12 protein-coding genes, 1 tRNA gene and 1 pseudogene are annotated in these 12,789 nt (G+C 57.7%); 4 read left to right on the top strand and 10 right to left on the bottom strand.

What is annotated here, in order from left to right:
- Positions 1–315, top strand: a 315-nt coding sequence (locus tag ABJN75_RS15755) for a transglycosylase SLT domain-containing protein (RefSeq protein ID WP_348440531.1), incomplete at its 5' end; no start/stop codon positions are given.
- Between the two features lie 73 nt (positions 316–388).
- Positions 389–1,324: an alpha/beta hydrolase gene (locus tag ABJN75_RS15750; RefSeq protein ID WP_348440530.1), complete on the top strand. Its 936-nt coding sequence runs from the start codon at positions 389–391 to the stop codon at positions 1,322–1,324.
- Positions 1,325–1,367: 43 nt separating this feature from the next.
- Here ABJN75_RS15750 and ABJN75_RS15745 read toward each other — a convergent pair whose 3' ends face one another.
- From ABJN75_RS15745 to ABJN75_RS15735, 3 genes are all read right to left on the bottom strand, one after another.
- Complete coding sequence (locus ABJN75_RS15745) at positions 1,368–2,183, bottom strand: hypothetical protein (protein ID WP_348440529.1); 816 nt, start codon at positions 2,181–2,183, stop codon at positions 1,368–1,370.
- A gap of 156 nt (positions 2,184–2,339) precedes the next feature.
- Positions 2,340–4,106 carry an OmpA family protein gene (locus tag ABJN75_RS15740; RefSeq protein ID WP_348440528.1) on the bottom strand — a complete coding sequence of 589 codons (1,767 nt, stop codon included), beginning with the start codon at positions 4,104–4,106 and terminating at the stop codon, positions 2,340–2,342.
- A 261-nt stretch (positions 4,107–4,367) separates the two neighbouring features.
- Entirely contained in the window at positions 4,368–5,564 is a 1,197-nt protein-coding gene (locus ABJN75_RS15735) for a porin (protein WP_348440527.1), read from the bottom strand.
- Between the two features lie 800 nt (positions 5,565–6,364).
- Between ABJN75_RS15735 and ABJN75_RS15730 the strand changes: the two genes are divergently transcribed.
- Together ABJN75_RS15730 and ABJN75_RS15725 are read left to right on the top strand one after the other, a co-directional pair.
- Positions 6,365–6,454: transfer RNA gene (locus ABJN75_RS15730), tRNA-Ser, on the top strand.
- 154 nt (positions 6,455–6,608) lie between these two features.
- Positions 6,609–7,766, top strand: a complete 1,158-nt coding sequence (locus tag ABJN75_RS15725) for a hypothetical protein (RefSeq protein ID WP_348440532.1) — start codon at positions 6,609–6,611, stop codon at positions 7,764–7,766.
- Here ABJN75_RS15725 and ABJN75_RS15720 read toward each other — a convergent pair.
- From ABJN75_RS15720 to ABJN75_RS15690, 7 genes and pseudogenes are all read right to left on the bottom strand, one after another.
- Positions 7,715–7,990, bottom strand: a pseudogene (locus ABJN75_RS15720) (urea carboxylase-associated family protein); the annotation flags it as partial. The gene ABJN75_RS15725 and the pseudogene ABJN75_RS15720 overlap by 52 nt on opposite strands.
- 12 nt (positions 7,991–8,002) lie before the next feature.
- Positions 8,003–8,845, bottom strand: coding sequence for an urea amidolyase associated protein UAAP1 (locus ABJN75_RS15715; protein ID WP_348440526.1), 843 nt, complete (start codon positions 8,843–8,845; stop codon positions 8,003–8,005).
- A gap of 107 nt (positions 8,846–8,952) precedes the next feature.
- Positions 8,953–9,579, bottom strand: a complete 627-nt coding sequence (locus tag ABJN75_RS15710) for a cysteine hydrolase (protein WP_348440525.1) — start codon at positions 9,577–9,579, stop codon at positions 8,953–8,955.
- A gap of 68 nt (positions 9,580–9,647) precedes the next feature.
- Entirely contained in the window at positions 9,648–10,433 is a 786-nt protein-coding gene (locus tag ABJN75_RS15705) for an ABC transporter permease (protein WP_348440524.1), read from the bottom strand.
- A 4-nt stretch (positions 10,434–10,437) separates the two neighbouring features.
- On the bottom strand, positions 10,438–11,127 hold the full coding sequence (locus tag ABJN75_RS15700; protein WP_348440523.1) for an ABC transporter permease subunit: 690 nt from the start codon (positions 11,125–11,127) through the stop codon (positions 10,438–10,440).
- A gap of 83 nt (positions 11,128–11,210) precedes the next feature.
- On the bottom strand, positions 11,211–11,984 hold the full coding sequence (locus ABJN75_RS15695) for a transporter substrate-binding domain-containing protein (RefSeq protein ID WP_348440522.1): 774 nt from the start codon (positions 11,982–11,984) through the stop codon (positions 11,211–11,213).
- A 75-nt stretch (positions 11,985–12,059) separates the two neighbouring features.
- Positions 12,060–12,789 (bottom strand): ATP-binding cassette domain-containing protein (locus ABJN75_RS15690; RefSeq protein ID WP_348440521.1); only part of this gene is annotated, 730 nt, incomplete at its 5' end.

Below are 12,789 nucleotides of genomic sequence, written 5' to 3'. Positions count from 1 at the left end.
CTGACTTCGGACGCCGGATACAACGCAACGCTTGGCGCGCATTTTCTCGGCGAACAGATCGACGAATTCGGCGGTTCCTACATCCTCACCTTCATCGCCTACAATGCGGGTCCGCGACGTGTGCCTCAATGGATCGAACGCTTTGGCGATCCAAGAGGCCGCCCGCTTATTGAAGTGATCGACTGGATCGAGATGATCCCTTTCACGGAAACCCGGCACTACGTCCAGCGTGTGATGGAAAATTACCAGGTCTACAAGGCGCGGCTGGGTCAACCGGCCGGTATCGAGCAGGATCTCAGGTTCGGCCGCCGATGAGATCTGTCACACTGCATCGAAAATGCGCTATAGCCATGATCTTTGTGACCAAGCACGAGTACAGGACCTGACTATGGCGGATAACAAGACCGGCGCGGCGGACAGACCGGCGCCTGTCCATTATGAAGATGTGTTTTTCTCGACCAGCGACGGGCTGCGACTGCATGCCGCCGATTATGGCCGACATGATCCCGCCACCCGGGGCCGCCTGCCGGTGGTCTGCCTTCCTGGATTGACCCGCAACACCCGCGATTTCCATGATCTGGCGCTGTTGCTGTCACGCGATGAAAACACACCCCGCCGCGTGGTCAGTTTCGATTACCGGGGGCGTGGCCAATCTGGCTGGGACAAGGATGCATCCCGTTACACCATCATTATCGAGGCCGAGGATGTGCTCAGCGGCATGGCCGCTCTGGGACTTGAGCATGCCATTTTCATCGGCACCTCACGCGGCGGTCTGATCATGCATGTTCTGGCGGCCATGCGCCCCGGCGCCATGGTGGCCGGTGTGCTCAATGACATCGGACCGGTTGTTGATGGCGCCGGTCTGGCCCAGATCAAGGCCTATCTGTCGCGCATGCCCAAACCGAACACCTGGGACGAGGCGGCGCACATCCTCGCCCAGGCCCATACAAAGAGTTTCTCAGCCCTTTCAGACGCCGACTGGGCCGATTTCGCCCGAGCCGTTTATGTTGAGAAAGACGGCAAGCTGGTGCCGGATTATGATCCGGCTTTGCTTGGCGGTCTCAAGGGCGTTGATCTGAACACGCCGCTGCCGACATTGTGGCCGCAATTCGAAGGTCTGGGAGCCATGCCGCTGCTGGCGCTGAGGGGCGAGCATTCGACCCTGCTCTCCCACGAAACCCTGATGGCAATGAAAGTCCGCGTCCCGTCCCTGCAGACCTTTACGATCCCCGGACACGGCCACGCACCGATCCTGCATCTGTCGGGGATTCCGCAAATACTGAGCCAGTTTTTTGCCTCGGTCGACAGGCAGCACCACAAGTGAATCGCTTGCGACCGGCGCCGCGTGAAGGGGCAACCGGTCGATGCTATTTCCTGCCGCCGCGCTTGGGCTTGGTGTCAGCCGAGCTGACGACTTCGCCCTTGGCAACGCGCTTGGCGAACTCGGTCGCGCCGCCCTTTGCCAAAATCTTGGCCTGGCTCACCCAATCCTCGCGCTCGATGCGCCCGGCAAATGACAACTGCTCGGCAAATTCGGTCTGTTGCTTCTTGGTCCAGGCCGCAATCTGGGCGAAACTGTTGATCCCTGCGGCATTCAGTTTGGCCTCGATCTGCGGTCCTACACCCTTGATTTGTTTGAGATTATCGGGAACGGCGGCCACTGCCGGCTTGGTCTTGGGAGCCTTAGGCTTTGCTGCCGTGCCCTTCGGCTTCGCCGCCGCAGCCTTTGCAGCTATTGGTTTTGCCGTCCGTGGCTTCGAACTGGCCGCTTTTGATGCTGCCGATTTTGCAGCAGCTTTCGGCGTTTTTGGCTTTGTCGCCTTCTTGGCCGGTGAAGCTGTCGCCGCATCCCGCGCGATCGCCACCGGTTCAGGTTCAGGCTTTGCTTCAGGTTTGACTTCCGGTTCAGGTTTAACTTCTGGTTCGGGTTTGGCTTCCGGTTTGGTATTCGTCGTCAATGCAGCCGCAGACTGCGGCGAAGTTGATGGTTCATAATGCGGTCTTGATGACGCCAGTTCACCAGCTGTCGAGGTCCGGGCCGCGCCCTCGTGGGTAATCGCCGCAGCCGAGCCCGAGTGATGATGCTCACCGCCAAACCGGCCTTTGAGCCAGCACCCGAACAGGCATCCCAACCCGAATACCACCGCGATGAACAACAGCGTCTGCAAAATAAACATGGTCATTTCTCCACTCCTAGCACGCGCGTCCAGCCATCAGGTCCGCTTGCGGCCGCATGTCTTCCACCCCACCAGCGCACCGATCACAAATGCGCACAAAATCCAGAGCCAAAGATGAGTAAACATATACCACATTAAGATGTCCCCCCGGGTGGTGTCCCGTTAATCGAGAACGCGGAATTCAATTCGGCGGTTGGCCGCCTTGCCCGCGTCGGTTTCGTTGTTTTCCAACGGTCGGCTTTCGCCATAACCGATGGCAACCAGGCGGTCCGCGGAAACACCGGCGGCGATCATGAAATCCAGCACCGCCGCTGCCCGCCGTTCCGACAACGCCAGATTGTCAGCCTCGGAGCCATCGGAATCGGTATGACCCGTTATCTCAAGCCGGACCTCGCCACACTGACGTGCTGTGAAGGCAATACGATCCAGAAATCCGAAGGAATGATCCTGAATTGCCGCTTCCGCGGTTTCAAACAACACGGTATTGGTTGCGGCCAAGCGGTTGAGTTCTTCCTGACAGTCAGATGCTGGCAATACGCTGTCGGGAACCGCCGCCACCTCAACTCGCTGCTCGGCGGTAAATCCTTCCGGCAACCCATCGGCCAGAAGCCGTTCCACATCGTGCGAAGCAACATCGTTCAGGACAATCCCCTGAATAAAAACGGTTCCATCGACAATACGTATTTCGGCGTCATTCAATCTGCTCAAAACCTGCAAGGACGTCTGCACCGCCGCCTCGAATCCGTCCGGCGCGCCGGACGCAATTTCCTGCGCGTCGTTGACCTGCAGTTTTCCGAACTTCAAACCGGCAATCTCCAGCAGTCTGGACCGCACCTTCTCACTCGGCAGAGATCCCGCGAACGAAACCGCATCGCCGCTGCGCGTCGCCGTCCATTCGAAATGCGGCGCATTGGCCACTCCGATGTCTGCTGTGCCAAGCACCAGGCCATTCGAGAGCCCGGCGGAAAGCGTATTCTGAATCCGTCGGAAGGCATCCGCGTCAATCGCCTGCCCGTTGAGATTGAGCACATTGCCTTGAACAGTCGCGGTTCCCTCGGCCAGATCTTCCAGTATCGACAACCCGTCAACCGCAGCCGCCTGCCAGTCGACACCGGCCGGAACGCCGGACGCAAACCGCATCCGGTTCTCAACGGTCAGGTCGCGCGCATTCGCGTTTGCCTGCGCGAGTATTGTATCGCGGGTTGCTTGATCAGGCACGTAGCCATCGAGCATCACCCCGCTCGGCCCTATCGACGCGGACCAGCTGTAATCACCCGACGCTGCGGCGGGCTTGATGTCGACCGCAGTTACCGTCCCGGCCGAATCCGGGATCGATGCAACCGCCTGGAGGGCTATCTCGTGATCTTCAGGATCAAGCGCCTGGCCGCTGATTGACATTGTCCGGTCGGTAATGTCGAGCGCCCCGGTGGACAACCTCGGGAACACGGCCAGCCCATAGCCGGCCATGTCGACAAGATTCGCAGGCGCGCCGCGCGCCAGCTTCATCTGGTCGGAAATCGCAATTCCCGGAAGCATTCCGGTAATCACGGTGGTGATGTTGGCGCGCGCGGATTCATTTGGGACGAAGCCGCTCAGGATGACGCCGTCGGCGGTCTTTTCGATCGTCAGCCGATAGGGCTTTTCTTCCGGCAGCAAGGTGGAATTGTCTTTCGCAACTCTGACACCATAGATCTGACGGGAAATGTCGAGAGCCTTGATCTGACTGGCTTCATCAGGCGCTATGCCGGTCAGCGTCAGATCGCGTCCCTTGAGCGATACCTGCGCCCAGGCATGGTTTTGCCGGAGTGCAATCGACGTCCGCTTTTGCAGGTCCCTTTCGACAGCCGAAGCTTCAAACCAGATCGCCAGAGCCGTGAGGCAGCCTACAGCCGCCAGTCCCGGCCATATCCAGAGTTTCCAATTCCGCATGAGGTCTCCATCATATTCAGATGGGCTCGAACCTAGCATCCTTGCTCAAGACAGGCCAATCCAAAAACCGGATGAATGGTCCCGCTCAGGCCAGCGGGTTTTGCGTCATGCGCGGGTTGGAGCCCGAGGATGGACCTGATTGCCGAATTCCGGGACAAGACCAGACAGTCCTGCCGCGACAGGCGTGGACGCCAGGCATTTTGAACGAAAAAACCCGGCAGCCAAAGCTGCCGGGTTCTGTCTGATCAAACCGAGGTTTGATTAGAACGAGCGCTGTACGCGACCGTAGAAGCCGAACTCGCCGTCGGTACCTGCAACGCCGCTGTCGGCGTAAACAAATTCCGGAGTGACCACGAGGCCCGGAACAACAGTGTAGTTCAGGTTACCAACAACCGACCATGCGTCGGAGTTAGCAGCAATGTTGCTTTCGATCCACTGGACCTGAGCATTCAAGGTAACCTTGTCGGTTGCCTGGTAGCTACCGCCACCAATAACCGACCATGTTTCGTCAGTTGCCAAGCCATTGGCCCAAGTGGTGTAAGCCGAGGAGTTTTCACCATACATGGCCATTACGAACAGCGAAGCCTGATCGCTCAAGGTCACGTCTGCACGGAGCTTGGCAGCCCAACCGCCGACAACTTGCAGGGCAGGGGCTGTAGGAAGAATACCGAGAAGGGCATTGCCGGTACCGCCTGGCGTGGTCCAATCATCGCGTGTGTCGTAGCCGACAACAGCGCTGAGGTCGAACATGCCGGCATTGTAGCCAACACCAGCAACAACATGCGGCATGTAGTCGTCAATGCCCCAACCTGTGGTCGCGCCGGTTACAGTGTTAAAAGTGTTGCTAACGCCTTCTTCAACACCAATAGCAGCGCGGAAAGCACCATTATTATAGGTGTAGCTGATCAGGTTCGTGTCGAAAGGACCGTACGAACCATCGTTGATGACGTTACCAGCATAACCGGTGAAGGTTGTGAACAGCGATTCATCCTTACCGACGCGGAGGCCACCGAGCTGGATCCAGGCAAAGTTGACCGTGAATTCATTGTCGTTGGTGTAGCCGCGCAGGCTGTTCGGCGCGTTCCAAGCAGCATTGCTTGCACCGTTGGCGTCATACTGCCAGCGAGATTCTACATAAGTGCGCAGGGTACCCAGTTCGGTTTCCGAAGCGGTCGAAACCCGGAACGAGAAACGAGCGCGCTTGAAATAGGTCTCTTCGCCAGTGCCCGAAGTCATTGCGAAGAGGTCGCCAGCGCCGATGTCATAACGGACATAACCGTGAATGCGCAGGCAGGTTTCTGTGCCCGGGATGTAGAAGTAGCCGGTGCCGAATGCATCGCAAACGCGGACATATTCAACGGGCTCAGGCTCAGCTGCGATGATGGCGTCTGCGGCGCGAGCGCCGGATACAGCAACGAGAGCTGCTGCGGAGCCGAGGAGAAGGCTCTTAATGTTCATGTTCTGACCTCCAGTCAAAAGTTAGTTGGTCTGGGTTGTCGCTGAAGGACAGTACTTCCTGTCCCATCCCCACAATGGAAGAAGACAGACGACTAATCGCCTTGGCTTCGAAGCTGAACATACTCACCAGCGCGGGCCGCGCAACGCCGATCACACCGCTCGGACGGTAAGCGCCACGCCTTCACCTGACCCTGTTGCACAAATGACACGAAATCCGCGCCGCCAGATTGTTTTGTTTACTTGTCGTTAGGGAATTCAGGCTGAATCGCCCGATTTGCCCAAGCCGAGGCCAGGGAATCGCTGCGAGTTCCGGGGGTCGGCAAAGAATCATCGTCACCCCTGATGTCCGTGGCGATGCTGGCGCCTCCTTACCTTCATTGTCCGGGGAATCGAATGTAGCGGCCCGCGATCAGGTGGAGACTTTATAGACTACGCGCATGGACCGGGGATGCGCCCGATCTCCACATGACGGCAACAGTCATCGCCTTGACCTCCGGTTTCGCGCTTGTGACCAGAGCCACTCGGAAAAGAAGGAGGAGTGGCCGCAGCCAACGTGATACTGCGGGACAAGTCAAAGCACATGGCTGCTGGTCGGCATGACGCGCGGATTCAGGCTTGAACGCCACAGGTCTTGTCCGAAGGCGTCCGAGATGCGGGCAAAATCAGACGCGGATGGACACTGGCCGCGGAAGTTTGGGGTGGCTGCCCACCCCAACCGTGGCACAAGTCACAACCAACAATGAATTAGTGCCTGAATTCCGGTTGATTACGTGGCCACGCTAAGGTAACAGACGCACAACGGAGAGGTGGCCGAGTGGTCGAAGGCGCTCCCCTGCTAAGGGAGTATACCCGGAAGGGTATCGAGGGTTCGAATCCCTTCCTCTCCGCCACCCTTTTCGGGGTACCAAACGCGGGATTTCCTAAACTTTTGATAGATCGGCATATTTTGAGGCGGGCCGCCCAAATCAAGGGCCGTTCCCTATGTCAAACGCTCGAAATGTATCGTTCCATGTATCGTCGGGAGTATCATCCGAAAACGCGGAAATGATTTCCGCGAAGCAGGGTAAGACGACCCACTCACGCCCCTCCCCCGGCCTTTACCTGATTAAAACCGGTTCGGCCTATATGTTTCAGATGCGACTGCCCAAAACCATCGCAGATGACTGCAAGCGCCCCATCCGGATTGGCCTCGGGGTTATCCCCAAAGCCGAGGCACGCAGGATCGCCGATCAATTGGCTGCCATCGCACGAGAGAAGTTCAAACAGATCGAGATTGGCATGGACGCAGGCGATGAAACTGAATTCTGGCCGCTGATGGAAGACATGCTGGGATTTGCCGAAGAGGACTCTTCTAATGCGGTTGATTCGAGCCAGCGAGCCTGGCTCGGCATCACGATGCTCCTTAAATCCGCGCTCTATGACATTCGTGAACCAAATCCCTCTGCACCCCCTGAACAGGCACGCAACTTCGCGATGATGCGCGGGCTTGTGAGAATCGGCCAGGAGAAGGCCCGCAAGGATGCCGGCCAAGACTATGACAAGGAGTATGGCGACAATCCCGAGTTGCTGGCCAAGCACTTGGTCGACAGAATCCAGAATGATCCCAATACGATCACGACAACGCCACCTATGAGCGGAACCCAAGCCCAAGGCAAAATCAGTGCGTGGGCCGGACTCGTCAATGCGAATGTTAAAACGGAGGTCGACAAGGATCGGCGATACGTAGAGCGCGAGCCGTCCGACAAGCCGCTGTTCAGCACCGCTGCAAGTGCGTATCTCGCGCAACGGGTCGATGCGATGGGAAAGCCCAGCAAAGACATCAAGACAGCCGAGATGCGCCTGAACCTTTTCGTGGAACTAATTGGCGATCACCCAATCGATCGCTACACGCCGACCGATCTTCAGGCTTTCATCAATTTGGTGCAGTTCTGGCCCAGCAAGCATAAGGATAAACCGTCCCATCTGACGGCCAGGGAAATCATCGACAGCAATCGTGATTTCAGCAAGAAATCGATTGCGAAGAACACCTTGCAGAACGGGTTTATGGGGGTGATCAAACCGGTCTTCAGCAATGCAGCCACGCAAAGCGCTTTCGACAATCCGGTCAAGAACGTGGCGCTCAAATACCCCAAAGCTGCTCGGGATGCGGTCAACATCACGCGGCCCTCGTTGGAGACGACCTTCGTTCCGGTGGAGATATAGGCTGCCCCCTGTTCGCGCATCGTGTCCTGATTGGAATAACGCTCCGAAAAATCCGAGGCATTGTAGAACAACGTGTCAATGGCCTGCTGGCCGTAGCTGTCCTCGATCCGGACAATCTGTCCGGCCTTGATGACTGTCGAGAATGGCGCTTCGGCCGGAATGTCGTGGACCTCCACAGCATCAACCTGGGTGCGGGAGGGAGAGGTCGTGATGAAGCTGGACATGGAGTATCTCCCTTAGGTGGATGCGAACACGTTGTTTTCAAACCCGCGAACAGCCTCGGCGGTAGCGGTTCGGCAGAGATCGCTAGCTGCAGGTTCTGCTGCCACGACGCGGGTGACCGTCACCGGATTTGGCTGATAGGCGGGGCTTGGGTTGAGCGGATGCGGGCAGTTGGAGAAACCCACGATCATATCCATCTCGGCCCGCAATTCGATATAGTCGTCCGGGCTGACAAGTTCGGGTTTCCAATGGAAGTTTCCGTCAGCATCGACCCGCACCGGAGCAAACAATGCGAGTGCCGCCGGGATGTCACGCTTATCGAGACCGATCTTGCTCGTCAGGATGACCAGATTGTCCCGCGTGTTTCGGATACCGGCACTGTTTGATCCCGCATATTTCTTCGCGTTCGACGAGCTTGTGGAGCCCCCCATCAGGCAGTCATGCGCACCGGACGAATCCTCGACAATCGAGAACATGACCTTGCCCATGTCGGAAAATATCACACGCCCTTTGCCAAGCCCGGTAGTCCACTGCAGCTTGACAGTGTCCGGGATGTTCAGCCTTTCGGCCGGATCAACCGCATTCCAAGCGACAAGAGCCAGCGTAGAAAAGCCCTGATCTAGGCTTACCCGCAGGATTTCGTTGGTGTTGATGCGGGTTGACCAATACCACCCGCCCGGGATTGTTTCTTTGTGGACGACACGTTCAACGCTGATAACAGGCGCTGGCTTTTGGCTGACGGACGGCAGCGCCTTGGGAGCGAACTCGAGGCCCTTGGTCTGATGGTCTTCATAACGGGCGCGATTGGCAGCGATCTCTTCGGGTGAACGTCTGATGTGTACGTGTAATCTCCGCAATGTCGGTTTCGGACAGTTCTGGCGAGGGCGGGGTTCGGCAACGAAGGCTCGGCACCGCAAGCCTCCAGGGATTTGATCGCCCCTGAAGGCCGGTTGGTATGCCGTGGCTAGGCGGCCGCCTTCCCGCCAATCGCCTCCAGAACTTCATCGATCTGGCGCACGGCACCGGTTTGCAGATACTCCATCGCCCGCAACGAGGCCGCATGTGCCTCAAGGCTCGACCCGCCGACGCAGTTCTCGATGACGCGGCAGAAATAGTCGCCCTGATGAGCGTCAGCGAAGGTGTAGTGGACACAAACATCGGTCAGGCCGCCGGTCAGGATCAGCGTTTCCGCCTTCAGCCCCTTGAGCAGGATTTCAAGATCGGTACCGTAAAACGCCGAGTAGCGGCGCTTCTGGATTAGATAGTCATTCTTGCGGAAGCCCAGGACTTCCTTAGCGACTTCGGTCTCGGGATTGCTGTCGAGACAATGGACGTCTTCGTCACCGTCCAGTTCGCGACCGAAATCTATCAGGTCTGCGCGATGGATTTCCTGAATGAAGATGACCGGAACACCGGCCTCACGGGCCTTGTCAATGACTATGCGGGTGCGCGCCATCCGCTCTGCGTAATCAGGCATGTGATCGATCGAGCGCACTTCCTTTTTCACAAATGTCGACTGCTGGATATCAATGACGATCAGCGCCGCCTTGCCTTCAATGAGCGCTCTCTTCTTGCCATTCGGATTGGCCATGGTTTTTCCTCTCTCATGCAGTCCCACTGGATTGATGGGAAATGGATTAGGGTTTCGAATCTTTGCAATCAGGGTTGGGCGACCAGAGTGGGTTGAACCTCTGTCTGGCGCGGGCGCAGATGTCCCAGGTAGCGTTTCTCCGCAAAGGCGAAGACGCGGGTGATCAGGAATACGATGATCATGTAAAACACCATCGCGGTGATGAAGCCTTCATAGGCAAGGTAGTAACGGCCGTTCAGCCAGCGTCCGACGCCGAGCAAATCCTGCAAGGTGACCAGGCTGGCGATCGCCGAGCCATGCAGTGTGAATATGACCTCGTTGGAATAGGCCGGCAGCGCGCGGCGGAATGCACCGGGCAGTTTGATCAGGCGCATCCGCGTCAAAGGTGACATGCCGCAGGCCTGGGCGGCCTCGATTTCGCCCGCCGGTGTGCTCTCGATTGCACCGCGCAGGAATTCCGTGGTGTAGGCGCAGCTGTTGAGCACAAAGGCAATCAGCACGCACCACCAGGGGCTGCTGAATACCGGGTCCCAAAGAAAGCTCTCGCGCACGGCATCGAACTGGCCCAGCCCGTAGTAGAACAGATAGACCTGAACCAGCAGCGGCGTGCCCCGAAACAGATAGGTGAAGCTCCAGATGGCGGGATTGAGAATCGGGGTCTTGTAGGCCCGTGCGATTGCCATCGGAATGGCCAGCAGACCGCCGAGGAACAACGCCATAAATGTCAGTTCGAGCGTGACCAGTGCGCCATAGAAAAAGCGGTCCAGATGATCATAGATCAGCACGAAGTCGAGCGGCGACGATGTTTCGCTAAAGCTGCGCAGGTAGTCGAAGAATGTACGGTCCTGTTCCATATCCTCAGCCCCTCGCAACGCCGACATTGTATCTGCGCTCGACCCATCTGAGCCCAATGTCAGAGAGAGCAGTGATTGCCAGATAAATGACAAGAACGGCGATCATGAACGAGAACAGCTGATGCACCGATCTGCCGGCAGCGACCGCGTTCCAGACCAAGTCGTGCAGGCCGATCACCGAAACCAGCGCGGTGGATTTGACCAGGACAAGCCAGTTGTTTGCGAAGCTGGGCAGCACATAGCGCACCATCTGCGGCCAGGTCACGACCGTGAATATTTTACGCGGGCTCATGCCAGCAGCCACTGCCGCCTCTAGCTGGCCTTTCGGGATCGCCATGATAGCACCGCGAAATGTCTCGGCCATGTATGCGCCGAAGATGAAGCCGAGCGTTAATACGCCCGCCAGGAACTGGTTGACGTCGACATAGTCCCACCAGCCGGTGGTAGTCCCCAAGGCATTCACCGCAGCCTGGCCACCGTAAAATATCAACATCATCAAGACGAGTTCAGGAACGCTCCGGATCAGCGTTGTGTAGGCATTCCCCAAGTGCCGCGGCACTGCGGACTGAGACATCTTGAGATAGGCACCGGCAAGGCCGCAAATGATCGAAAGCAGCAGCGAACAAAGCGCCAGCGCCAGGGTCACGAGCGTGCCGCTGAGTATGACCTCCCGATATTCGATTACAGCGTTCATCGGCCTCTCCGGCTGAAAGTCAGCGCCTGTCCAAACGAGGGGGCAACGCAACCGCTGCCCCCTGCCGTCACAGATGGCGCAGCTCAGTTCCCGTAAACGTCGAACGGGAAATATTTGTCGTTGGCAGCCTTGTAGGTGCCATTGGTCCGCATGGCTGCGATTGCTGCAGAGATTTCATCCGCCAGCGGATCGTCCTTGCGCACGGCAACGCCGACGCCTTCACCGGGGCAGGCAGCGTCATCGAGGTCGCCGCCGATAAAGTCAAAACCCTCGCCGGCATCGGTGGACAGGAAGCCGTCGACTGCCTGGATCGAGTTGGAAATTTGCGCGTCAAGACGTCCGGCCGCGAGATCGGCGTAAACATCTTCCTGGTTGCTGTAGAGACTGATAACCGCGTCGGGCAAATGCTTTTCAACATAGCACTGGTAGGTCGTGCCGCGCAGAAGGCCGATCCTGAGACCCTTTGGGCCTTCTTCAGTGAACTGGTAGTCCGCACCCTTCTTTGCGATGAAGCGCGTTGGTGTCTGGTAATACTTTTTCGAGAAGCTCACCTTCTTCTTGCGGTCTTCGGTGATCGACATCGACGCGACGATGGCATCGTATTTGCGCGCGATCAAGGCGGGGATCATGCCGTCCCATTCCTGCTCGACCAGTTCGCATTCACGGTTGAGCTCGGCGCACAGCGCCTTGGCAATATCAATATCGAAGCCGGACAGGGTTCCGTCCGCTTCCTTCTTGGAAAATGGTGGGTAGGCACCTTCAACGCCAATTCGCAGCGTATCGGCAGCGACTGCCTGTCCGCCGATCAGCATGGTTGCGCCCATAAGCGCGGCAGATACGATCTTTGTAAACGTCATTGCTGTTCTCCTTATTGTGGTTCGTCGTCGATTCGCTCAGCGCCGGACCTGGTGGTCCGGTGTGGTCCGGTTCTGCTAATTCCGTGTGGTCGACAGAAACTGCCGGAACCTCTCTGACTGAGGGTTTTCAAACATGTGTCGAGGCTCGCCGGCCTCTTCGATCAGTCCTTTGTGCAAGAAGATGACGCGGGATGACACGTCACGGGCAAAAGCCATTTCATGGGTGACGACAACCATCGTGCGCCCCTCCTCCGCAAGCGATTGCATCACCTTGAGGACTTCACCCACCAGCTCCGGATCGAGTGCCGATGTTGGTTCGTCAAACAGCATGACCTCGGGTTCCATGGCCAGCGCGCGGGCAATTGCAGCCCGTTGCTGCTGACCGCCCGAGATATGCGCCGGATAGTAGTCCCGGCGTTCGTACATGCCGACGCGATGCAGCATGGCATCTGCTTTTTCATTCGCCTCTGCCTTGGACAGCTTGAGGACATGGATCAGTCCGGCCGTGACATTCTCAAGCACGGTCATGTGGGCCCACAGATTGAATCCCTGAAAAACCATAGCCAGCCGTGAGCGTATGCGTTCTACCTGCCGCCGGTCCGCCGGAATTGCGGTACCCAAGGCGTTTTGTCTCATCTTGATCACTTCGCCATGCACTGTAACTTTGCCCGAATTGGGCATCTCGAGCAGGTTGATGCAGCGAAGGAAGGTGCTCTTGCCTGATCCTGACGACCCGATCATCGACACCACGTCACCCTGATTGGCGTGTAGATCGACGCCCTTGAGCACTTCAATGGGACCGAAG

Source organism: Hoeflea sp. (assembly GCF_039975035.1).
In the GTDB taxonomy this organism is placed as follows: domain Bacteria; phylum Pseudomonadota; class Alphaproteobacteria; order Rhizobiales; family Rhizobiaceae; genus Hoeflea.
The sequence above is the reverse complement of the archived record's forward strand: the minus strand, read 5'-3'. Positions and strand labels throughout refer to the sequence as shown.

What these genes read in the sequence shown, in the direction of transcription:
- ABJN75_RS15750 (WP_348440530.1), top strand. Translation starts at nt 389, where the DNA reads ATGGCGGATAACAAGACCGGCGCGGCGGACAGACCGGCGCCTGTCCAT.
- ABJN75_RS15745 (WP_348440529.1), bottom strand. Translation starts at nt 2,183, where the DNA reads ATGACCATGTTTATTTTGCAGACGCTGTTGTTCATCGCGGTGGTATTC.
- ABJN75_RS15740 (WP_348440528.1), bottom strand. Translation starts at nt 4,106, where the DNA reads ATGCGGAATTGGAAACTCTGGATATGGCCGGGACTGGCGGCTGTAGGC.
- ABJN75_RS15735 (WP_348440527.1), bottom strand. Translation starts at nt 5,564, where the DNA reads ATGAACATTAAGAGCCTTCTCCTCGGCTCCGCAGCAGCTCTCGTTGCT.
- ABJN75_RS15725 (WP_348440532.1), top strand. Translation starts at nt 6,609, where the DNA reads ATGATTTCCGCGAAGCAGGGTAAGACGACCCACTCACGCCCCTCCCCC.
- ABJN75_RS15710 (WP_348440525.1), bottom strand. Translation starts at nt 9,579, where the DNA reads ATGGCCAATCCGAATGGCAAGAAGAGAGCGCTCATTGAAGGCAAGGCG.
- ABJN75_RS15705 (WP_348440524.1), bottom strand. Translation starts at nt 10,433, where the DNA reads ATGGAACAGGACCGTACATTCTTCGACTACCTGCGCAGCTTTAGCGAA.
- ABJN75_RS15700 (WP_348440523.1), bottom strand. Translation starts at nt 11,127, where the DNA reads ATGAACGCTGTAATCGAATATCGGGAGGTCATACTCAGCGGCACGCTC.
- ABJN75_RS15695 (WP_348440522.1), bottom strand. Translation starts at nt 11,984, where the DNA reads ATGACGTTTACAAAGATCGTATCTGCCGCGCTTATGGGCGCAACCATG.